This is a genomic window from Streptomyces sp. TLI_146, assembly GCF_002846415.1.
Lineage (GTDB): Bacteria > Actinomycetota > Actinomycetes > Streptomycetales > Streptomycetaceae > Streptomyces.
On sequence record NZ_PJMX01000001.1, the window covers coordinates 5,835,580 to 5,857,620 of the forward strand.

The following is a 22,041-nucleotide window of genomic DNA, read 5'->3' on the forward strand; positions in this document are numbered from 1 at the left end:
GGGGCGTGGGACGACACAGCCGACCCAAGGGCGCCGCGGGAACTCCCGATTCCTCCCGCACCGCCGAGACCACCGGGCCCGTGCCCGTGGTGGAGGGCGTGCCGGGGACGGGCGGACGCCGCCGCGCCGACGGCCCGCCGACCGGCCCGGTACCGAGGATCCGCCCGGTCCAGGGCGACCCCGCCCCGCAGCACTACGGCGGCACCCCCGCGCACGGCGTGCCCCAGGTGCGCGGCGGCCACCCCGAGCACCACGAGGGCGGGGGCGGCTGGGGCGGGCCCGCCGCGCCGCACTCCGGCGACCGGCAGGCCGTGTCCGGCCCCGGTGTCCGAATACCGGGACCCCGGCGTGAGTACGTGGACGCCTTCGACGGCGCCGACTGGACGGACACGGGCACGCACCGCCTGGCCGAGCCGGGCGGCACGGGCTCGTACCGAAGGCCGGAGCCCACGGATACGGGCTCGTACCGGAGGCCGGAGCCCACGGACACCGGCACCTATCGCCGGGTCGCCCCGACCGACACCGGCTCCCACCGCCGGGTGGATCCGACGGACACGGGCTCCCAGCGCCGGGCCGCCCCCGCGCCTCCCGCCCCCCGGCCGGTCCCCGTGCCCGAGCGGTTCGAGACGGCTCCCGAGGACGGGACGGCGAAGGCGGCCAAGCCGGGGAAGTCCGGCAAGGGCTCCAAGGGCCGTACCCTCACCGGGATCGCGGCGGCGGCCGTCACCACCGTGCTCGCGGTCGTGGTGGCCGGGCAGGTCACCTCCGACGGCGGCCACCGGACCGGCGCCCAGTCGGCCGACGACAACGGCCGGGGCGCGGACGGGCCCGCCTCCCGCTCCAAGGACCGGCCGACGCCCGCGCAGGCGGCCCCGGCCAAGCCCGCCTCGTACGAGCAGAAGATGGCTCTGCAGTACCCGATCGACCCGAAGCTGAAAGGTTCCGGCGAGTTCGAGGCGGTGCCCGGGTCGGCGGCCGCGCCGGGCAAGGGGCGCAAGTACCGCTACCGGGTGGACGTCGAGAAGGGCCTCGGCCTGGACGGCGGCCTCTTCGCCGAGGCCGTGCAGAAGACCCTCAACGACGACCGCAGCTGGGCGCACGACGGGGCCAAGACCTTCGAGCGGATCTCCTCGGGCAAGCCGGACTTCGTGATCACCCTGGCCAGCCCGGGCACCACGGCGACCTGGTGCGCCAAGTCGGAGCTGGACACCGCCGAGGAGAACGTCTCGTGCGACTCGGCCAAGACCGAGCGCGTGATGATCAACGCGTTCCGCTGGGCGCAGGGCTCCGACACGTACGGACCCCAGGCGATGTACGCGTACCGGCAGATGCTCATCAACCACGAAGTGGGACACCGGCTCGGCCACGGTCATGTGAGCTGTCGCACTCCCGGGGCGCTCGCTCCGGTGATGCAGCAGCAGACCAAGTCCTTGGACATAGACGGGATCAAGTGCCGTCCCAACCCCTGGGTCTACCCGACTGGTTGAGACCAGCCGAGCCCTGCTGTCCACACTGTGGGACGACCGTCCCAATCTCGGTTGACAGTGGACAGCGGGGCTTTGCATAGTTCTCGGCATGCCGCACCGCCCCGTCACCCCCGCACGCGCCGCCATCGAGCTGGCGCTGATCGGCGTGACCGGGCTCTGCGTAGCCGACATTCACTGTTGCTGACGCCCACTCGTGCGCAGTTTTCTTTCACTTGCGCTCGGGTAATTCCGTCTTTGCTCTTCCGCGCGGGCGCAGCACTCCCTCTTGTTCGAAGACCATGACGCCGTCATGGGCCGAGACGCACGCCCGCGTCCCCTTTGCCCTGTACGTGCAGTCACCGAGAGGTCTTCATTCCGATGCGTCAGATGTCCGGAAACGTCGCAAGAGCGGCAGCGATAGCCGTGGTTCTCGCCGTGGGCGCCGTCGCCTGCGGCCCCGATGACAGCGGCGCCAAGAACGCCGGCGGCAGCTCGGACGGCAAGCCCCAGAAGGGCGGCACGCTCTCCGTCCTGAACAACGAGCCGCAGACCGACTTCGACCCGGCGCGGCTCTACACCTCCGGCGGCGGAAACGTTCCGTCCCTGGTGTTCCGCACGCTCACCACGCGCAACCGCGAGGCCGGCGCCGAGGGCACCAAGGTCGTCCCGGACCTCGCCACCGACACCGGCAAGCCCAACGCCGACGCCACGGTGTGGACGTACACCCTCAAGGACGGCCTCAAGTACGAGGACGGCACGGCGATCACGACGGCCGACATCAAGTACGGCATCGAGCGGTCCTTCGCGGCCGAGCTCTCCGGCGGCGCGCCCTACCTGCGCGACTGGCTGGTCGGCGGCGACAAGTACGAGGGCCCCTACAAGGACGGCGGCAAGGGCCTCGCGTCCATCGAGACGCCCGACGCCAAGACCATCGTCTTCCATCTGAACAAGCCCGAGGGCGAGTTCCCGTACCTGGCGACCCAGACCCAGTTCGCGCCGGTCCCCAAGGCCAAGGACACCGGCACCAAGTACGAGTCGCACCCGGTCTCCTCCGGCCCGTACAAGGTCGTCAAGAACGAGAACGACGGCGAGCACCTCGTCCTGGAGCGCAACCCCAACTGGTCCGAGGCCACCGACGCCGAGCGCAAGGCGTACCCGGACAGCATCGACGTGCGCTCCGGCCTCGACGCCTCCGTCATCAACCAGCGCCTGTCCGCCTCGCAGGGCCCGGACTCGGCCGCCGTCACCACCGACACCAACCTCGGTCCGGCCGAGCTGGCCAAGGTCGGCGGCGACAAGGCGCTCGCCGGGCGCGTGGGCACCGGCCACTTCGGCTACACCAACTACATCGGCTTCAACCCGAAGGTGAAGCCCTTCGACGACCCGAAGGTGCGCCAGGCCATCGCGTACGCGGTGGACCGCAGCTCGGTCGTCAACGCGGTCGGCGGCTCCTCGCTCGCCGAGCCCGCCACCACCTTCCTGCCCAACCAGAAGGCGTTCGGCTACACCGCGTTCGACCACTTCCCGGCGGGCGAGTCCGGCAACGCCGCCAAGGCCAAGGAGCTGCTGAAGGAGGCGGGCCACGCGGACGGCCTCACCGTCACGCTCACCCACTCCAACGCCAAGGGCAGCTCCAAGGGCCCCGAGGTCGCCACCGCACTCCAGGACGCCCTGAAGAAGGCCGGGATCACGGTCAAGCTCCAGGGCCTGGAGGCCAACGACTACAACGACACCATCCAGACCGTCAGCAAGGAGCCCGGCTTCTTCCTGCGCGGCTGGGGCGCGGACTGGCCGTCCGGCGGCCCGTTCCTCGCCCCGATCTTCGACGGCCGCCAGATCGTCAAGGACGGCGCCAACTTCAACACCGGCCTGCTGGACGACCCCTCGGTCAACAAGGAGATCGACGAGATCAACAAGCTGACCGACCTGGCGGCGGCCGCGCCGCGCTGGGGCGCCCTGGACAAGAAGATCGGTGAGCAGGCCGTGGTGGTCCCGCTCTTCCACCCGGTCTACAAGCGGCTGGTCGGCAAGGACATCAAGAACGTCGTCATCAGCGACTGGACCGGTGTGCTCGACATCTCCCAGGTCGCGGTCAAGTAGCCATGAGTGAGGCCTTGTTGGCCTCGGAGGCGGGAGCGGTCCAGGTGGCCGCTCCCGCTTCGGGGGCCCGTCAGTTCTGGCGGCGGCTGCGCGCCCAGCGCGCGGTGACCGTCGCCGCCGTCGTGTTCGCGCTGCTCGTGCTCGTCGCGCTCACCGCGCCGCTGCTCACCGCCCTGGAGGGGCAGGACCCCAACGCCTTCCACCCCGCTCTGGTGGACTCGGCGGCCGGCGGTGTGCCCAAGGGCTCCTTCGGCGGGATCAGCGGCGACCACTGGCTCGGCGTGGAGCCCCAGACCGGCCGCGACCTGTTCGCCCGGCTCGTCTACGGCGCCCGGGTCTCCCTCGGCGTCGCCTTCATCGCCACCCTGGTGCAGGTGTTCATCGGGGTGAGCCTCGGACTGCTCGCCGCGCTCGGCGGGCGCTGGGCCGACCAGGTCATCAGCCGGTTCACCGATGTGGTGGTGGCGCTGCCGCTGCTCGTCATCGGCCTCGGCCTGATCGCGGTCGTGCCCGACTCGGTGCCGCGCCCGGTCCTGATCACTTTCGTCATCTCCGTCGTCGGCTGGTCCGGCACCTCCAAGATCGTGCGGTCCTCCGCGCTCAGCCTCAAGTCGCTCGACTACGTCTCGGCGGCCCGGCTCAGCGGCTGGGGCCGGCTCGCGGTCGCCCGGCGCGAGCTGCTGCCCGCGCTGGGCGCGCCCGTCATCACGTACGGCGTGCTCCTGGTCCCCGCCAACGTCTCCATCGAGGCGGCGCTCTCGTTCCTGGGCGTCGGCATCAAGCCGCCCACCCCGTCGTGGGGGCAGATGCTCACCGACGCCAACACCTGGTACCAGTCGGCGCCGACCTATCTGCTGCTGCCCGCGGGCTTCCTGTTCGTGACGGTCCTCTCCCTCACCGTCGTCGGCGAGGGCGTGCGCACCGCGCTCGACCCCCGCGCCGCCTCCCGGCTGAAGGTGGGCGTCACGTCCCGCAAGGACGCCAAGACCCGTAAGGAGGCCGTGAAGTGACGGGCTTCCTGCTGCGACGGCTCGGCGGCGCGGTCTTCGTGCTGCTCGCCCTCTCCGTCGTCGTCTACCTCGTCTTCTACGCCGCTCCCGGCGACGTCGCCCAGATCGTCTGCGGCGAGCGCTGCTCCCCGGCCCAGGTGGCCCAGGTGCACGACCGCCTCCAGCTCGGCGACCCGATCCACGTCCAGTACTGGCACTTCCTCCAGGGGCTGTTCGCCGGGCGCGACTTCTCCTCCGGCGTCGGCGTCGTCCACTGCGACGCGCCCTGCCTGGGCCTGTCCTACCGCCAGGACTCGCCGGTCACCGACATCCTCGTGAACAAGCTGCCCGTCACCGGCTCGCTGGTGATCGGCGCGTTCGTGCTGTGGATCCTGCTCGGCGTCGGCACCGGGCTGCTCTCCGCGTGGAAGCGCGGCGGCGCCATCGAGCGGACGCTGACCGGGCTCACCCTGATCGGCTTCTCGACCCCGGTCTTCGTGATCGGCCTGGTGCTGATCATCGTCTTCTGCTCGACGCTCGGCTGGCTGCCGTTCCCGCAGTACACGCCGTTCTCGGACAACCCCGAGCAGTGGTTCTGGGGACTGCTGCTGCCGTGGATCTCGCTGGCGCTGATCGAGAGCGCCAAGTACGCGCGCCTGGTCCGCAGCTCCATGCTGGAGACCCTCGCCGAGGACCATGTACGCACCTTCCGGGCGTACGGACTCACCGAGCGGGCCATCGTCGGCAAGCACGCCCTGCGCGGCGCGGTCGCCCCGGTCATCGCGCTCAGCGCGCTGGACGCGGGCTCCATGTTCGGCGGCGCCGTGCTCACCGAGTCGCTCTTCGGCATCCAGGGCATCGGCAAGCTCCTGGTGGACTCGGTCCGCCAGGTCGACCTGCCCGTCGTGGTCGGCGTCGTCATGACGACCGGATTCTTCGTCGTACTGGCCAATGCCGTCGCGGACGCGCTGTACGCGATGGCGGACCGACGGGTGGTGCTCCAGTGACCGAGGCTACGACTGAGGCCCTGGTGGAGGTCGCCGACCTCGGCATCTCCTTCGGCGAGACCCGGGCGGTCGACGGGCTCTCCTTCAGCCTGGCGCCCGGCGCCGCGCTCGGCGTGGTCGGCGAGTCCGGCTCCGGCAAGAGCGCGTCCGCGTACGCCCTGCTCGGCCTGCACCGGGGCACCGGCGCCGTGGTCGACGGGACCGTCCGGGTCGCGGGCACCGACGTACAGCGGGCCTCCGACGCCGAACTGCGGCGGCTGCGCGGGGGAGTGGCGGCGATGGTCTTCCAGGACCCGCTCTCCTCCCTCGACCCGTACTACGCCATCGGCGACCAGATCGCCGAGGTGTACCGGGTGCACCGGGGCGGCTCCAAGCGCGCGGCACGCGCGCGTGCCGTCGAGGTGCTCGACCGCGTCGGCATCCCGGACGCCGCCCGCAAGGCGCGCTCGCGCCCGCACGAGTTCTCCGGCGGCATGCGCCAGCGCGCGCTCATCGCGATGGCGCTGGCCTGCGAGCCCAAGCTCCTCATCGCGGACGAGCCGACCACCGCACTCGACGTCACCGTCCAGGCCCAGATCCTCGACCTGCTGCACGGGCTGCGCCAGGAGACCGGGATGGGGCTGCTGCTCGTCACCCACGACGTGGGTGTCGCGGCGGAGAGCGTCGACGACGTCCTGGTCATGCGGCAGGGACGCGCGGTGGAGCGCGGGCCCGTAAGGGACGTGCTCGGCGCGCCCAAGGCCGCGTACACCAAGGAGCTGCTGTCGGCGGTGCCGCGCCTGGACACCGTGAAGACGGCGGCCCCGGACGCCGGTGAGCCGCTGCTCGAAGCCCGTGACCTGCTCAAGGTCTTCGGACGAGGCAAGTCGTCGTTCACCGCCGTCGACGGCGTCTCGCTCACCGTGCGGCGCGGCGAGACGCTCGGCGTGGTCGGGGAGAGCGGCAGCGGCAAGACGACGCTGGGCCGGATGCTGGTGGGCCTGCTCGACACCACGTCGGGCACGATCCGCCGGGACGGCACCGCCGTCCAGATGGTCTTCCAGGACCCGGTCGCCTCCCTCAACCCGAGGCGCTCGATCGGCGAGTCGGTCGCCGACCCGCTGCGCGCCTCGGGCGTACGGGACGACAACCGCATCCGCGCGCGCGTGGGCGAACTCCTGGAGCGGGTCGGCCTCGACCCGGACCGCTACGACCGCTACCCGCACGAGTTCAGCGGCGGCCAGCGCCAGCGCGTCGGCATCGCCCGCGCGCTCGCCGCCGAGCCGCAGCTGATCGTCTGCGACGAGCCGGTGTCCGCGCTCGACGTGACCACCCAGGCCCACGTCACCGAGCTCCTCGCGGAGCTCCAGCGCGAACTCGGCCTCGGGCTCGTCTTCATCGCGCACGACCTCGCCGTCGTACGGCAGGTCAGCGACCGGGTCGCGGTGATGCGCCGGGGCCGGATCGTGGAGGAGGGCGCGGTGGACGAGGTGTACGCATCGCCCAAGGACCCGTACACCCGGCAGCTGCTGGCGGCCGTCCCCACCGTCGACCCGGTGCTCGCCGCGGTGCGCCGCGCCGCCCGCAAGGAGCTGCGCGAGCAGCTGCGGGAGCAGAACCGCGACGAGGTGGCCGCAGCCTGACGCTCTGTCACTCTCCCGCCCCGTAGCGCGACGGAACGCGACCGGGGTGGGAAAGTTACGTGCATTCACCCCTTCCGGTGGCGCGATGGACAACCGTCCATCGCGCCACCGTCGTATCCGCATACGTTCTTCCCGCTGCGAGTCGCCGGTGCAACGGCGGCCGCCCACCAGGGAGATCGGGGGTGCGTACATTTGCGGATCGGACTGCTCACCGACGGCGGCTATCCGTACACGACCGGCGAGTCCAGGCTGTGGTGCGACCGGCTCGTGCGCGGGCTCGCGCGGCACGAGTTCGACATATACGCGCTGAGCCGCACGGCGGCCCAGGAGGAACGCGGCTGGGTGGCCCTGCCGCCCCAGGTCCGCCGGGTGCGCACGGCCCCGCTGTGGGCCCCGCAGGAGTGGGCGCACTCCGGTACGGGCGCGCAGCCGCCCCGCCGCCTCGGCCGCCGCGAACGGCACCGGTTCGCCACATGCTTTCGCGAACTGGCCGGAGCGATCTGCATGGCGGGACCGGGCGGGGCGGCGGACGGCGGGAGTACGTCCTCGGGACGGAACGCGGCGTCCGGCCGGGGCGGGTCGCCGACCACGGTGCCCGGGCAGCGGCCGGGCGGGAGCGGCCGCGCCTCGGACCCGGACGCCCTGACCATCACCGACCTGACCGTCTCCTTCGACGCGCTGGCCATGGAAGGGCAGGTGGTGGTCGGCACGGCGGCTGAGGGCGGGACTTCGGGTGCCGGTGGTGGTGCCGGTGCCGGTGTTGGTGTCGGGCCCGCCGCCACGGGCGGTTGTACGCGGTTCGCCGAGGCGCTGTACGGGCTTGCCGACCTGGCCCGCGAGTGCGGCGGGCTTGGTGGCGCGCTGCGCTCCGAGACGGCCGTGCGCGTCCTGGAGGCCGCCTGCCGCACCCCCGGCGCGAGCCGCGCGGTGCAGGCCGCGCGCGTCCCCGACTACCTCGCCTTCGCCGACCTCCTGGAACGCGCCCTGCGCCCCCTCTCGCTCGACTGGTACGACGCGGCGGGCCTCGGCGACGTCGACCTCTGCCATGCGGCCGGAGGCGGCCCCGCCGCCCTCCCGGGCCTTCTGGCCAAACGCTTCTTCGGGGTTCCGCTGCTGGTCACCGAGTACGGGGTGCAGCTGCGCGCGCAGTACCTCGCGGCGGGCGACGCGCGCGTCCCGGTCCGGGCGCTGACGGCCGCGTTCCACCGGCGGCTCGCCGCCGAGGTGTACGAGCGGGCCGCGCTCATCACCCCCGGCAACACCCACACCCGCCGCTGGCAGGAGAAGTGCGGCGCCGACCGCGCCAAGCTGCGCACGGTGTACCCGGGCATGGCCGCCGACCGCTTCCAGACGGTCGGCGAGGACACCGACGGGGGCGACCCCGGCACGCTGGTCTGGGTCGGCCGCATCGACCCGACGAAGGACCTCATCGCCCTGCTCCACGCCTTCGCCGAGGTCCGCCGCGCGGAGCCGGACGCGCGCCTGCGCATCTTCTATGCGGGCCAGGCGTCGGGGGCGGCCGCGCTGGGCACGCAGTCCCATGGGGCCGGGTCCCACGGGGTGGGGCCGTCCCTATGTCGCGAGGCGCCGGGCGGTTCGGAGTACGGGTACGGGGCGGGCCTCGGGGCCGGTTCGGAGTACGGCTCGGGATCGGCGCACGGGGCCGGACCGGCGTACGGAGCCGACGGCCCGGGATCGGGATACGGCGCCGGGTACGGGGTCGGGTCCGGGTACGGGGCCGGCCCGGGATACACCGGCGGCCCCACCTACGGCTCCGCCCAAGCATTCGGCGCCTCCTCCCTCTCGCCCGAGTCCGCCGCCTACCTCGCCCACTGCCGCGCCCTCGCGGCCCAGCTCTTCCCCGACGAGGCCGCCGACGCGCACGCGGTCGGTGACAACCCGGTCTCCTTCGAGGAGATCGGCGGGCCCGGCGCCCCGGAGCTGGCCGACGCGTACGCCAGCGGCAGCGTCGTCGTGCTCTCCAGCGTTGTCGAGGGTTTCCCCGTCAGCCTGGTCGAGGCGATGTTCTGCGGCCGGGCCACGGTCTCGACGGACGCGGGCGCGGTGGTCGAGGTCATCGGCGGCACCGGCCTCGTGGTGCCGCCGCGCAACCCGCGCGCGCTGGCCGACGCGTGCGTGACCCTGCTGCGCGACCCCGAACGCCGAGAACGGCTCGGCGCCGCCGCCCGTGCCCGCGCCCTCGAACTCTTCACCGTCGAGCAGAACCTCGCGGCATTTCGCGGCATTTACCTGGAGCTGATGTCCCACTGCCCGGTCCAGCGGGAGGCCGTGGACGAGAGCGGCGACCCGGTGCTGTTCGCCCACCCGGCCGAGGCCCACGTCCCCGGCAGCTGGGCCGCCACGACCGCCCCGTCCACGGCCGCCGGGCACGCCCCGAGCTGGGCGGACGCGGACGCGCGCGGCGGCGGTACGAGGAGTACGGGCACGGCTCGCGCGACCGCCCGGAACACCGACCCGGCCGGGCCGCCGACGACCGGCCCCGGCGCGCCCGCCGGATCCGGCCCCCGCGCGACCGGCCCCTCCCGTACGGCGCCCGGGCACTCGGTCCCGCCCGGCACCGGCCGCTCCGGCTCCGCCCACGCCGAGGAGGCGACCCGATGACCCGCCCCCGACGACCCGGCCGACGGACGGCCCCGCCGACAACGACATCCCGCGCGCCCCCGAGAGCTCGGGCGCCTGGGACATCCGCTCGGAGGCCCTGCTGGCCGACCCGGTCCCGAAGCGCCCCCCGGGCGTACGGGGCCAGCGGCTGCCGATCCCGAAGCCCAACCCGTCCTCGGCGGAGGGGAGTTCGAAGGGGGCGGGGAGCACGGTGCGCACAGAGTCCCTCAGCGCGAACTCCGCCCGCGCAGAGTCCCTGAGCGGGAACTCCACCCGCGCAGAGTCCCTCAGCCCGGACTCCGCCCGCCCCGCGGCCGGTTCGCCCTGGGAGACCCCCGCGCCCCCGGAAGACCCGCAGCCCCCGACGGCCCGTGACTCCGTCGCAGCCGAGGAGCCCATCGGGGCCGAAGAGCCTCCCCACGCCGAGGAGCCCACCGCCCCCCGGCGGTCCGCACCCCCGGACCAGCCCCCCGCCGGGGCCCCGCGGCCCCGCCCCCGTCGCGGCCCCGCCGACCCCGTGAAGGCGCTCATGCACCGGCACCGGGACCTGTGCGAGCGGGCCGTCGACCCGCTGGAGATCGCCGCCGGGCTCGAAGCGCACGGGGTGACCGACCGGACCGCCGCCCGCTTCCGGCACCGGGACGTCTTCTCGCTCGCCGAGGAGCTCTACGCGCGCGTGCCGCGCGACACCGAACCGCCGCGCCATGACCTGGAGCCCGCGCCCCAGCCCGCCGGGCGGCCGTTCCGGGTGCTGCGCGCGCTGCTGCCGGGCGCCCTGTGCGCCCTCACCGTGACGGCGAGCCGGATCACCGTCGGCGGGGCACGGCTCGCCGCGATCGCCGCCGGGGCCGCCGCCGTCGGCGCCGCCTTCGCGTACGCCGTCCGGTGCGGCCCCCTGCGGACCGGCCGCGGCGCCGGGCTGCCCTGGGCGCTCTGGCTCGCCGCGTACGCCGTCGCGGGCAACGGCCTCCTGGACGCGCTGGTCGCGGGCGGCCCGGACGGCGGCCCCGGCAGCCCCGGCGGCTGGGGCGCCGACCCGGCGGCCGCGGTCGGCCTCACCCTGGCCGTCGCCCCCGCCACCTGGTGCGCCCGCCTCTTCGCCGTACGCGCCCGGCGCGGCCTCGCCACCAGCCGCGGCCTGGAGGAGTTCACCGGCCGCTCCCGCCCCCTCCTGCTCGGCACGGTCGCCCTGTTCCTGGCCGTCCTCGCCGCGATCCTGCTGACCGGCCGACTCGCTTACGGGCACGGCTCGTTCGCGTCCGCCGCCGCACCCGGCGCGCTGCTCTTCCTGGCGCGGCTGCTCACCCTGCACGGCTTCGCACCGGCCGCCGCCGCCGGACTGCGGGCGGCGGCCTGCGCCGAGGCGGCCGCCCTCGCCCTGGTGCTCGCCGGCCGCCTGCCGGGCTGCGGCGTCCTCGGCCGCCCGGTGACCGCCGCCGTCGAGGCGGGCGGCGCGGGAGCCGTACCGGCCGCGATCTGCGGCGCGGTCGCCCTCGCCCTGCTCGTCCGGGCCACCGCGGTCCTCGCCCGCGCCTCGGCCCACTCCGTACCCCCACCGACCCCCGAACAGCACTACACGCATTGACGCGCACTGATGCCCGAAGGAGAACGAGACACATGACCGCCCTGCCCCCGGCCTCCTGCCGACCGCACGGAAAGGCCGTGCGATGAGGGTGCTACTGCTCGGTGCCAACGGATATCTGGGCCGTTTCGTCGCCGACCGCCTGCTCGCCGACCCGGCCGTCCAACTCACCGCGCTCGGGCGCGGCGACGACGCCGACGTCCGGTTCGACCTCGCCTCCGGCAGCCCGGGAGCCCTGACCCGCTTCCTGGACGCCGTCCACCCCGGGGTCGTGATCAACTGCGCCGGCGCCACCCGCGGCGGCGCCCGCGAACTGACCCGGCACAACACGGTCGCCGTCGCCACCGTCTGCGAGGCCCTGCGCCGCAGCGGCTGCGGCGCCCGCCTCGTCCAGCTCGGCTGCGCCTCCGAATACGGGCCCTCGCAGCCGGGGTCCTCCACGGCCGAGGACGCGGTGCCGCGCCCCGGCGGCCCGTACGGCGTGAGCAAACTCGCCGGGACCGAGCTGGTCCTCGGCTCCGGCCTGGACGCCATCGTGCTGCGGGTCTTCTCCCCGGTCGGGCCCGGCACCCCCGCGGGTTCCCCGCTCGGCCGCCTCGCCGAGGCGATGCGCCGGGCCATGCAGTCCGGCGACGGCGAACTCAAGCTCGCCGGGCTCGGCGTGCAGCGCGACTTCGTGGACGTCCGCGACGTCGCCCGCGCCGTGCACGCCGCCTCCCTCTCCGCCGCCCAGGGCGTCGTCAACATCGGGACCGGCCGCTCGGTGAAGCTGCGCGACGCGGCCGCCGTCCTCGCCCGGGTCGCCGGGTACGGCGGCGCGCTCCACGAGCTGGACGCCGGACCGGGCCTGCGGCCGGGAGTCATCGGCGCCCCCCGCCCGTCCGCCGACGCCGTCCTGGAACATCTGGCGGCGTCCCCGGCCCCGTACCCCGACGGCTGCGGCAGCTGGCAGCAGGCCGACGTCCGCACCGCGCGCGACCGGCTCGGCTGGCGGCCTCGCATCAACCTGGAGGAGTCCCTGGCGGACATCTGGATGGAGGCGGCGTGCCGCATCTGACCACCACCGGCGCCCCGCGCGCGGCGACCTCGGGACGGCTCGGGTTCGGCGTCCCCGGCTGCGCGCACCCCCTGGTCGCCCCGGTCGAATGGGCCGAGCTGACCCGCCCGGGCACCCCGCTGCACTGGGCGGTCCTGAACGTCGCCGACGGACCGGGCACCCGGCCCGACCCGCACTGCCTGGAGGCCGCCGGGAAGCTGCGCAACGCGGGCATCCGGGTCCTGGGCCACCTCGACACCGCGTACGGGACGCGCCCCTTCGGCGAGCAGATCTCCGACGCGCACCGCTTCCTCGACTGGTACCGCGTCGACGGCTTCCTGCTGGACCGCTGTCCCACGGACCGGGACGCGCTGCCGGAGGTGCGGCGCACGGTGTCGACGCTCAGAGCCCTGCGCGAGGGCGCCCACCTGGTCCTCGGCCAGGGCGCCCACCCGTACCCGGGCTACGCGGAGACCGCCGACCAACTGGTCACCTTCACCGGCCCGTGGAACGAGTACCGGTGGTCGCAAGTGGCCGAGTGGACCGCCGACTACCCGGCGGAGCGCTTCTGCCACTTCGTCCACGGGGTGCCCCGCACCCACCTCGAGGAGGCCCTGCGGATCGCCCGCTGGCAGGGCGCGGGGACGATCTACTTCACCGACCGGGGCGACGCCGGGGGACAAATGAACCCATTCGAGACACTGCCCGGCTACTGGGACGAAATCGTCTCGCGTATCGGACCGGGTATCTCGGAATGAGAAGCGGCGTGGCAGTGTTGCGGAGAGAACAACCGTACTGACATACCGACCGACGGAGTTTCCGTGTCGCTGCCACCCTTGGTCGAGCCGGCCGCCGAGCTCACCGTAGACGAGGTCCGCAGGTACTCGCGCCACCTGATCATTCCCGATGTCGGGATGGACGGGCAGAAGCGGCTGAAGAACGCCAAGGTGCTCTGTGTGGGCGCCGGCGGCCTCGGCTCGCCGGCCCTCATGTACCTGGCCGCCGCCGGTGTCGGCACGCTCGGCATCGTCGAGTTCGACGAGGTCGACGAGTCGAACCTGCAGCGCCAGATCATCCACAGCCAGGCCGACATCGGCCGCTCCAAGGCCGAGTCCGCCAAGGACTCGGTCCTGGGGATCAACCCGTACGTGAACGTGGTCCTGCACGAAGAGCGGCTCGAAGCCGACAACGTGATGGACATCTTCAGCCAGTACGACCTGATCGTCGACGGCACGGACAACTTCGCCACCCGGTACCTCGTCAACGACGCGTGCGTGCTGCTGGGCAAGCCGTACGTATGGGGCTCGATCTACCGGTTCGACGGCCAGGCCTCGGTCTTCTGGTCCGAGTACGGCCCCTGCTACCGCTGCCTGTACCCGGAGCCCCCGCCGCCGGGCATGGTCCCCTCCTGCGCCGAGGGCGGTGTCCTGGGCGTGCTCTGCGCGTCCATCGGCTCCATCCAGGTCACCGAGGCGATCAAGGTCCTCGCGGGCGTCGGCGAGCCGCTGGTCGGCCGACTGATGATCTACGACGCCCTGGAGATGCAGTACCGCCAGGTGAAGGTCCGCAAGGACCCCGACTGCGCGGTCTGCGGCGCGAACCCGACCGTCACCGAGCTCATCGACTACGAGGCCTTCTGCGGCGTCGTGTCCGAGGAGGCCCAGGAGGCGGCGCTCGGCTCGACGATCACTCCCCGGCAGCTCAAGGAGTGGATCGACGCCGACGAGAAGATCGAGATCATCGACGTCCGCGAGCCGAACGAGTACGAGATCGTCTCCATCCCGGGCGCCAGGCTGATCCCGAAGAACGAGTTCCTGATGGGCAACGCCCTCCAGGACCTGCCGCAGGACAGGCGCATCGTCCTGCACTGCAAGACCGGCGTCCGGTCGGCCGAGGTGCTCGCGGTCCTGAAGTCCGCGGGCTTCGCGGACGCGGTCCACGTCGGCGGCGGCGTGATCGGCTGGGTCAACCAGATCGAGCCGGAGAAGCCCGTCTACTGATACCGGTCCCGGCCCGTAGGACATTTGTCCTGCGGGACCCGGGACGGTCATCTCTGCCGTGGCCGGTGCCCCCTGGGCGAAGCTCTCTGTTGTCAGCGAGAGAGCGCACGCGAAGGGGGCACTGTGATGAGCACGGTGGCAGTCGAGAACCAGGTCCGCACGGCCGGAGCCGAGGTCCGCACGGAGACCGCAGCCGACATCTCGGCGCAGGCCGGGACCACGGCGCAGCCGGAGATCAAGGGCCTGCCCACCTGGTACTTCCCGCTGGTCGGCTGCTTCGCCGGGGTCTTCGACATCGCCCGCGCCTACCCGGTGGTCTACTGGCTGATCCCGGTCGTGGCCGTCCTGAACATCGCGCTCACGCTCACCGTGCTCCGCGCCCGGATGCGCTACATGCGGGCGCTCTGGAAGAACAAGCGCACCCGCCTGCTCGCCCTCGGCCTGCTCGGCGTCCGCTTCGCTGTCCGCTTCGGCCTGAGCTTCGCCGGCCTGGCGATGGGCGCGGCGAGCGGCAGCCTCGTCGTCGGCATCGTGATGGCGGTGCTGGGCACGGCGATGGCCTGGGGCGACCAGTGGCTGATCCTGCGCACCCTCAAGCGCGCCCAGGCCTGACGGCCGCCCGGCCGGACCTGAGCCCGGCCAGTCGCGGTCCGCGTCCGCTAGGACGAGCAGACGGTCCCGTTCGCCGGGACCTTGCCGTCCAGCAGGTACGCGTCGACCGTCCGCAGCACACAGGCGTTGCCCTCGCTGTACGCGCCGTGGCCCTCGCCCTTGTTGGTCAGCAGCACCCCCACTCCCGCGCCCAGCTTGTCCGCCATCTTCTTCGCGCCCTCGTACGGGGTCGCCGGGTCGCCGGTGGTGCCCACCACCAGGACCGGACCCGCCCCCGGGGCGCTCGCCTCCGGCACGTCCCGCTCGCCCGGCACCGGCCAGTTCGCACACCAGCCGGCCGTGTCCCAGGCCAGGAACTCCCCGAACACCGGCGATATCCTCCGGAACTCCGGCAGCAGCGCCCGCGCCTGCGCGGCGGTCGGCCGGGCCTTGGTGTCGTCGCAGGAGATCGCCCGCTGCGAGTGGCTCTGCGTCCCGTAACGCCCGCTCTTGGAGCGGTCGTTGTACGAGTCGGCCATCGCGAGCAGCAGATTGCCGGTGCCGCGCTCCTTGACCTCGGCGAGCGCCTGGGTGAGGTAGGGCCAGCTCTCCTTCGAGTACAGCGGCATGACGATGCCGGTCAGTGCCAGGGTCTGGTTGAGCGCCCGCCCGCTCGACGTGGGCAGCGGCCGCTCGTCGAGCCGCGCCAGGAGCTTCGCGATCCGCTCGGTGCCCGCCTTCGGCTCCTGGCCGGTCGACTTCAGGTAGTCGTCGAGCGCCCGCTGGAAGCCGATTGCCTGGTTCCGGGCGTGGCCCACCGTGTCGGCGGTCGGGTCGACCACCGCGTCCAGGACGGTCCGCCCCACGTTGCGGGGGAACAAGTGGGCGTAGGTGCCGCCCAGTTCGGTTCCGTACGATATTCCGAAGTAGTTGAGCTTCGCGTCGCCGAGGACCTGGCGGAGCAGGTCCATGTCCCGGGCCGCGTTGCTCGTCGCCACATACGGCAGGACCTTCCCGGAGCGGCGGGCGCAGCCCGCGCCGAAGTCGGCGCCGTCCTTGAGGAAGGCCGCCTCCTCGGCCGGGGTGTCCGGGGTGGCGTCGATCCGCCGCTCGGCGTCCGCCTGTTCCTTGTCGTCGCGGCACACCACGCCGGCGCTCTGGGCGACGCCGCGCGGGTCGAAACCGACCAGGTCGTAGCGGGCGTTGAGGGAGCGGTAGGTGCTCGCGGCCCGTGGCAGGATCTCGACGCCCGAGCCGCCGGGCCCGCCGAAGTTGAAGAGCAGTGAGCCGATCCGCTTGTCCTTGTCGCGCGCCTGCTTGCGCACGAGCGCGAGGGAGATGGTGTCGCCGGCCGGTTTCGCGTAGTCCAGCGGCACCTTGACCTCGGCGCACTGCCACCCCGAGCTCTTGCACGAACTCCAGCGCGGCCGCTGCCCGGTGAGCGCGTCCGGCAGCGCCCGCGCCTTGTCGTCCGTGCTCGGCGCCGGCTTGGCGGAGGCCGTGCTCTTCGGCGGGGCCGTGGCGCCCGAGTCCTTCCCGCCGGAGTCGCAGCCCGCCAGGAGCCCTGCCGCCAGCACGGCGACGGCGGCAAGTGCTCCCGCCCGTACACGTACAAGACCGTTCATCGACGCCCCCCGCGGACCGAGTGAATCAAGTCCGGCCATCGTAGGCGGGCCCACTGACAACGCCCCCGCGAGCCCGCCCGGCACCGGCCCGGAGGCCCGTCCGGCACCGGTCCCGAGCCCGCCCGACCGGCCCGGAGGCCCGTCCGGTGCGGGCCGCGAGCGCGCCCGGGTTACTGGCAGACCGTCCCGGCCGCCGGGGTCTTGCCGTCCAGCAGATACGTGTTCACCGCGTCCTGCACGCACTTGCTGCCGCTGTTGTACGCCCCGTGCCCCTGCCCCTTGTACGTCAGCTCCACCCCGACGCCCGGTCCGAGCTTGTCGGCCATGTGCTGGGCGCCCTCGTACGGCGTGGCCGGGTCGCCGGTGTTGCCGACGACCACGATCGGCGCCGCGCCGGGTGCGCTCACGTCCGGGGTGCTCCACTGGCCGGGCACGGGCCAGGCGGTGCAGCCCAGCATGCCCCAGCCGAGGAAGTCGCCGAAAACGGGGGACGCCTTGCGGAACTCGGGCAGCTTGGCCTTCGTTTGGTCCAGTGAGTAGCGGTCCTTGAAATCAGCACAGTTGATGGCGGTGTTGGCCGCCTGGATGTTGCTGTAGGTACCGTCCTTGGCCCGGCCGTTCATCGCGTCGGACAGGGCGAGGAGGAGGGCGCCGTTCCCGCCCTCCGCCTCGTCCACTCCCTCTTCCAGGAGCTGCCAGTACTCCTTGGAGTAGAGGGCCTGGGCGATGCCGTTGGTCGCCTCGGTCTGCGTCAGCATGCGGGTGCCGCTGCCCGGGATCGGCTGCTTGTTGAGGCCGTTCAGGAGCTTGACGATGACGGCCTCGACCTCCTTCACGTTCGCCCCGGCCAGCTTGCACCGGTCGCCCCGGTCCACGCAGTCCTGGGCGAAGTTGTCCAGGGCGAGCTGGAAGCCCTTGGCCTGCCCGAGCGCGCCCTGCTCGGAGGTGCTGGTGGGGTCGACGACGGCGTCGAAGACGGCCCGGCCGACGTTCTTGGGGAACAAGTGGGCGTACACCCCGCCCAGTTCGGTCCCGTAGGAGATGCCGAAGTAGTACAGCTTGTCGTCGCCCAGGACCTGGCGCATCAGGTCCATGTCGCGCGCGGCGCTGGTGGTGCCGACATGGGGCAGGACCCGCCCCGAGTTGGACTGGCAGGTCGCGGCGAACGACTTCATGTTGTCGGTGAGCGACTTCTCCTCGGCCGCGTCGTCCGGTGTGAAGTCCTGCGCGAAGTACCGGTCCAGCTGACTGTCGCTCTCGCACTGCACGGGCGCGCTGGCGCCGACCCCGCGCGGGTCGAAGCTCACCAGGTCGTAGCGGGCCCGGAGTTTGTCGTAGTCGCCCGCGGCGGCGGGCAGGGTGGTCACCCCGGAGCCGCCCGGCCCGCCGAAGTTGAAGATCAGCGACCCGATGCGCTTGTCCTTGTCACGGGCCTCGGCCCGGATGAGCGCGAGCTCGGCCGACCCGGCGTCGGGCTTGTCGTAGTCGAGGGGCACGCGCAGGGTGGCGCACTTCCACTCGCCCCCGCCGGGCGGCGGCGAGGGCGCGTCCCCGCTCCCCTCCGCCTGGGAGGGTGCGCCGCACTTCTTCCAGTTCAGCTTCTGGGAGGCGAGCGCCGACGCCTTGGCCGGGGACGACTCGTTGGTCCCGCTGTCGGAGCATCCGGTGGCGGCGAGCAGCAGGGCGGCGGTGGCGGTGGCGAGAGAGGCGGCACGCAGGGCGGCGGAGTTCTCCATGCTCCCCATCGTGGGCCCGTCGGCCGGGACCCGCGCGAAACCGCAGGCCATGCGGGTGGCCGGGGCCCACGCGCGGGTCCGTCAGAGCTCGCCCCTGCGGGTCAGGTAGTTGAAGCACAGCCACCCCGGCAGCACCGGCAGCCAGAACGTGAGCAGCCGGTAGAGCAGCACGGCGGAGGCCGCCGTCTCGGCCGGCAGGCCCGCGATGGTCAGGGCCGTGGAGAGCGCCAGCTCGACCGCGCCGACACCGCCCGGCGTCGGGGCGGCCGATCCCAGCGCGTTGGCGGTGAGGAAGACCACCGCGACGCTCGCGTAGCTGAGGGTGTTGTCGCCGGAGCCGAACGCCCGGATGGACGCGTCCAGGCACATCACGAAGGTGCCGGTGATCAGCAGTATTCCGCCGATGCCGGTGAGCAGCTTCTGCGGCCGCTGGAGCACGTCCAGCATGCGCGGCACCACTCCGGCGAACAGCGACCGGACCCGGGTGACCACGAACTTCCGCAGGAAGGGGATGGCGGTGACCACCAGGATCAGCACCGCCGCCGTGAGCAGACCCGCGATGACGGTCCGGGACGGTGACAGGTCCGGGGTCTTCTCGGTGCCCGTCACATAGCCGAAGACCAGCAGCAGCGAGATGTGCGAGGCGAGCCCGAAGAGCTGGGAGGCGCCCACGCTCGCCACCGCGAGGCCGGGGCGGACCCCGGCGCGCTGCAGGAAGCGGGTGTTCAGGGCCACGCCGCCGACCGCCGCCGGGGCGACCAGCTTCACGAACGAGCCCGCGACCTGCGCGATCACGGCCCGCCCGAACGGCACCTTCTCCGGCACGAAGCCCAGCAGGCTCGCCGCCGCCGCCGGATAGGAGAGCGCCGAGAAGAGCACGGCCGCCGCCACCCAGCCCCACTGCGCGTTCGCGACGAGATCGCCGAACTTGATGTGGGTGATCTGCACCAGCAGGTAGTACGCGGCGATGGCGCCGGCGACGAACGTCAGCAGGGTCTTCACCTTGATGCGTTCCAGGCGCACCGGCTCGACCGGCGCCTGCGGGCGGATCAGCAGCACCTGGGCGCGGATCTGGGTGAGCAGATCGTCCTCGCGCGCGTTCTCCAGGGCCTCGTCGATGGCCTCCTTCTCGGCCTTCTTCTCGGCGCGCACGGCCTTGTTCTCGGCCCGTCCGGCCTTGCGCTCCTCCCCGGCGGCCGACGGCTGCTCGGGGGCGCTCGGCGCTGCGGCCTCGCGCTGCCTGGCCTCCGCCGCCTCGGCGGCCCGTGCCTCCTTGGCCGCGAGCGAGGCCTCGATGACGGCCTCGCGCTCGCGCTGCGCCTGCTCGCGCGCCAGACGGCGCAGCGTCGCGCGCGTGGAGCGGCTCAGCGCGATCGGCTGGAGCAGCGGCAGGCTGTCGGCGACGGTGTCCGGGCCGAGCACGTCCACGGCGGCGGCCACCGCGCGCTCGGCGCCGACCCGTAGCCCCAGGGTGACCAGGAGCTGAGCGATGTCCATGCGCAGCACCACGTCGCCGGCCGCGATCTCGCCGCCGCGCAGATCCGTGAGGATGACCGTGCCGGAACGATCCACCAGGATCGCGTCCCCCGCGAGTCGGCGGTGGGCGATGCGCCGCGACTGGAGCGCGCGCACCTGCCGCCAGGCGCTGCGCATCAGCTCGTCGGTGATCTCCTCGTCGGCCAGCGAGTCCAGGGAGCGCCCGCCGGTGTGCTCGTACACCAGCATCACGGCGTCCGGGCCGAGCTCGGAGGTGGCGATGAGCTTCGGCGCGTGCGCCCCGGCCGCGATCGCCGCGTACGCGAGCAGCGCCTCCTGCTCCAGGGCTTGGCGCAGCGACTGGATGGAGCGGCGGGTGGTGATGGAGCGCAGGGTCAGGCGCCGCCACACCCGGTAGAAGAAGCCCTGGGCCTGCTGCTCGCGGTCGACGACGGTGACGTCGAGCGGCGGCGCGTCCTCCAGGGTCACGAAGTAGCGGCGGCCCCGGTCGCCCTGCTCCATGGAGTCGGGGACGTCCTCGGCGCGCATCGCGGTGAGCGGCCGGAAGCCCACGTTCCGCAGTCCGGCGAGGAGGGTCTGGCCGGTGGGGCGGACGTTGGGCGAGCCCACCGCGTACAGCGTTCCGTAGGCGACCGTCCAGCCGATCAGGACCGTGACGAGGATCGAGAAGGCGGTCGTCTGGCCGCCGACGAGCACGGCGAACGAGTTGAGCAGCAGGACCGCCCACAGGGCGACCCGCCAGCGCGGTCTGCGGGCCATGCCGACGGCCGTCATATAGGCGATGACCGGGGCGAGATAGCCGTGCACGGGGTCGGTGAGACCGCCCGAGCCGGACTGCTGGGTGAGCGCGCTGGTGATCGACTCGGGCGCCGACTTGGCGACCCAGAGGTCGGTGGCGAGGGCGGCGCCGTGGGCGAGCACGGCCGCGAGCACACCGTCCGCGATGCGCAGCCCGTCGCGTTTGATCAGCCGCTCGATGGCGAAGGCGACCGGCAGGATCAGCACGGCGATGGAGGAGACCAGACCGGCCAGCCGGATCAGTACGTCCGGCGCCTGGTCGGAGCCCTTGCTGATGTCCTGTTCGAGGCCGGACGTGGTGTGGTGGGCGATGGCGGCGATGGTGAGCACGATCGCGATGGCCAGCACGCCGCTGATCAGCCGTACGAGGTCGGAGGGGCGGTGCACGCGCGCGGGGAGCAGCGGTTCGTCCACGGAGACGCGCTCGATGGAGGCCGAACCCTCACAGGCCTCGAAGCCGGACCCGGACTCCTTCTCCGCCGCGCCGCGCAGCGCGGAGGCGGCCGTGGCGCCGGACGGAGCCACGGTGGAGGGCCTGGCGCCGGGCGCGGCCTTCGCGCCGGAAGCGGGTACGTCGGAGCGCGCCCCCGTCTCCGGGGTGCTGCCGGCCGCCGCTTCGGGTGGCTGCACGCCCCGCTCCTTCGCCGTCTGGTCCGCTGTCTCGCCGGTCTGGTCTTCGGTCTGGTCTTCGTGCTCTCGTATCACCGGTCACCGCCCGCATGATGGTGGCATGACCGGGCCCCGCAGGGGGGCATCAGGGTGCGTCGAGAGGGCGTACGCCGTGCGGTGCACGCCCTGTGGCCCTGGGGCGCCAGGTCAAGGGGCGTCTGCTCCCCGGCCCGCTGTCGGTGGCGTACGGCAGGATGGACAGGGTGAGCGATGAGCTTCCGGAACTCCCGGAGTATGCCGAACGGGTCCTGGACGTCGCCGAGCAGATCCCGCCCGGCCGGGTGATGACGTACGGGGACGTCGCCGAATGGCTGGGCGAGGGCGGCCCCCGCCAGGTCGGCCGCGTCATGGCGCTGTACGGCGCCGCCGCGCCCTGGTGGCGCGTGGTGCGCGCGGACGGGGCGCTGCTGCCGGGCCACGAGCTGCGCGCCCTCGGCCACTACCGGGACGAGTCCACGCCGCTGCGCGAGGCGAGCCGGGCCGCCGAGGGACATCTGCCGCGCCTCGACATGCGCCGGGCGCGCTGGGACGGCGGCGCGCGGGACGGTGCGGGCGCCGGGAGCCGTTCCGGGCGCGCCGGGGACATACCGGCCGCGCGTGCGGCGGGCGCGGAGCGCGAGGTCGGCGGCGGGGCGGCTCATATCTGACAGCTTCGGCCATCGGGCGTCACCGGGGGCGGCCGCAGGCCCGTACGGATGACT

The 22,041-nt window shown here is 73.2% G+C and carries 16 protein-coding genes; 13 read left to right on the forward strand and 3 right to left on the reverse strand.

The annotated features are described in order from the left end of the window. Positions 1-5 precede the first annotated feature (5 nt). The 12 genes from BX283_RS26250 to BX283_RS26310 all read left to right on the forward strand — a co-directional run bounded on the left by BX283_RS26250 (position 6) and on the right by BX283_RS26310 (position 15,036). Positions 6-1,487, forward strand: coding sequence for a DUF3152 domain-containing protein (locus BX283_RS26250; RefSeq protein ID WP_101389951.1), 1,482 nt, complete (start codon positions 6-8; stop codon positions 1,485-1,487). A gap of 88 nt (positions 1,488-1,575) precedes the next feature. Continuing rightward, entirely contained in the window at positions 1,576-1,671 is a 96-nt protein-coding gene (locus BX283_RS42470) for an Ms4533A family Cys-rich leader peptide (protein ID WP_317453741.1), read from the forward strand. 173 nt (positions 1,672-1,844) lie between these two features. Further along, a complete protein-coding gene (locus BX283_RS26255; RefSeq protein ID WP_101389952.1) occupies positions 1,845-3,566 on the forward strand; it encodes an ABC transporter substrate-binding protein in 1,722 nt (573 codons plus the stop codon). Between the two features lie 2 nt (positions 3,567-3,568). Further along, the gene (locus BX283_RS26260) at positions 3,569-4,576 is read left to right on the forward strand and encodes an ABC transporter permease (RefSeq protein WP_101389953.1); all 1,008 of its coding nucleotides are present in this window, start codon (positions 3,569-3,571) and stop codon (positions 4,574-4,576) included. Beyond that, positions 4,573-5,562 carry an ABC transporter permease gene (locus tag BX283_RS26265; RefSeq protein WP_101389954.1) on the forward strand — a complete coding sequence of 330 codons (990 nt, stop codon included), beginning with the start codon at positions 4,573-4,575 and terminating at the stop codon, positions 5,560-5,562. The genes BX283_RS26260 and BX283_RS26265 overlap by 4 nt, the downstream gene beginning before the upstream one ends. Beyond that, positions 5,559-7,184, forward strand: a complete 1,626-nt coding sequence (locus BX283_RS26270; protein WP_101389955.1) for an ABC transporter ATP-binding protein — start codon at positions 5,559-5,561, stop codon at positions 7,182-7,184. Before BX283_RS26265 ends, BX283_RS26270 begins: the two co-directional genes overlap by 4 nt. A gap of 192 nt (positions 7,185-7,376) precedes the next feature. Further along, positions 7,377-9,806: a DUF3492 domain-containing protein gene (locus BX283_RS41715; RefSeq protein WP_257583878.1), complete on the forward strand. Its 2,430-nt coding sequence runs from the start codon at positions 7,377-7,379 to the stop codon at positions 9,804-9,806. A gap of 529 nt (positions 9,807-10,335) precedes the next feature. After that, positions 10,336-11,391, forward strand: a complete 1,056-nt coding sequence (locus BX283_RS26290; protein WP_101389956.1) for a hypothetical protein — start codon at positions 10,336-10,338, stop codon at positions 11,389-11,391. Between the two features lie 82 nt (positions 11,392-11,473). Further along, on the forward strand, positions 11,474-12,445 hold the full coding sequence (locus BX283_RS26295) for an NAD(P)-dependent oxidoreductase (protein ID WP_067163749.1): 972 nt from the start codon (positions 11,474-11,476) through the stop codon (positions 12,443-12,445). After that, positions 12,433-13,182, forward strand: coding sequence for a spherulation-specific family 4 protein (locus BX283_RS26300; RefSeq protein ID WP_101389957.1), 750 nt, complete (start codon positions 12,433-12,435; stop codon positions 13,180-13,182). The genes BX283_RS26295 and BX283_RS26300 overlap by 13 nt, the downstream gene beginning before the upstream one ends. A 63-nt stretch (positions 13,183-13,245) precedes the next feature. Beyond that, positions 13,246-14,424: an adenylyltransferase/sulfurtransferase MoeZ gene (gene moeZ / locus BX283_RS26305; RefSeq protein WP_101389958.1), complete on the forward strand. Its 1,179-nt coding sequence runs from the start codon at positions 13,246-13,248 to the stop codon at positions 14,422-14,424. 126 nt (positions 14,425-14,550) lie between these two features. Then, entirely contained in the window at positions 14,551-15,036 is a 486-nt protein-coding gene (locus BX283_RS26310; protein WP_101389959.1) for a hypothetical protein, read from the forward strand. A gap of 47 nt (positions 15,037-15,083) precedes the next feature. Here BX283_RS26310 and BX283_RS26315 read toward each other — a convergent pair whose 3' ends face one another. From BX283_RS26315 to BX283_RS26325, 3 genes are all read right to left on the reverse strand, one after another. Next, entirely contained in the window at positions 15,084-16,640 is a 1,557-nt protein-coding gene (locus BX283_RS26315; protein ID WP_101389960.1) for an alpha/beta hydrolase, read from the reverse strand. Positions 16,641-16,810: 170 nt separating this feature from the next. Further along, positions 16,811-18,376: an alpha/beta hydrolase gene (locus BX283_RS26320; protein ID WP_101392584.1), complete on the reverse strand. Its 1,566-nt coding sequence runs from the start codon at positions 18,374-18,376 to the stop codon at positions 16,811-16,813. Between the two features lie 81 nt (positions 18,377-18,457). Beyond that, on the reverse strand, positions 18,458-21,301 hold the full coding sequence (locus BX283_RS26325; protein WP_373979294.1) for a YbhN family protein: 2,844 nt from the start codon (positions 21,299-21,301) through the stop codon (positions 18,458-18,460). A gap of 233 nt (positions 21,302-21,534) precedes the next feature. On the opposite strand from BX283_RS26325, the gene BX283_RS26330 reads away from it, so the two are divergent. Further along, positions 21,535-21,987, forward strand: a complete 453-nt coding sequence (locus BX283_RS26330) for an MGMT family protein (RefSeq protein ID WP_101392586.1) — start codon at positions 21,535-21,537, stop codon at positions 21,985-21,987. Positions 21,988-22,041 lie beyond the last annotated feature (54 nt).

What these genes read in the sequence shown, in the direction of transcription:
- BX283_RS42470 (WP_317453741.1), top strand. Translation starts at nt 1,576, where the DNA reads ATGCCGCACCGCCCCGTCACCCCCGCACGCGCCGCCATCGAGCTGGCG.
- BX283_RS26255 (WP_101389952.1), top strand. Translation starts at nt 1,845, where the DNA reads ATGCGTCAGATGTCCGGAAACGTCGCAAGAGCGGCAGCGATAGCCGTG.
- BX283_RS26260 (WP_101389953.1), top strand. Translation starts at nt 3,569, where the DNA reads ATGAGTGAGGCCTTGTTGGCCTCGGAGGCGGGAGCGGTCCAGGTGGCC.
- BX283_RS26290 (WP_101389956.1), top strand. Translation starts at nt 10,336, where the DNA reads ATGCACCGGCACCGGGACCTGTGCGAGCGGGCCGTCGACCCGCTGGAG.
- BX283_RS26295 (WP_067163749.1), top strand. Translation starts at nt 11,474, where the DNA reads ATGAGGGTGCTACTGCTCGGTGCCAACGGATATCTGGGCCGTTTCGTC.
- BX283_RS26310 (WP_101389959.1), top strand. Translation starts at nt 14,551, where the DNA reads ATGAGCACGGTGGCAGTCGAGAACCAGGTCCGCACGGCCGGAGCCGAG.
- BX283_RS26315 (WP_101389960.1), bottom strand. Translation starts at nt 16,640, where the DNA reads ATGAACGGTCTTGTACGTGTACGGGCGGGAGCACTTGCCGCCGTCGCC.
- BX283_RS26320 (WP_101392584.1), bottom strand. Translation starts at nt 18,376, where the DNA reads ATGGAGAACTCCGCCGCCCTGCGTGCCGCCTCTCTCGCCACCGCCACC.
- BX283_RS26330 (WP_101392586.1), top strand. Translation starts at nt 21,535, where the DNA reads ATGGACAGGGTGAGCGATGAGCTTCCGGAACTCCCGGAGTATGCCGAA.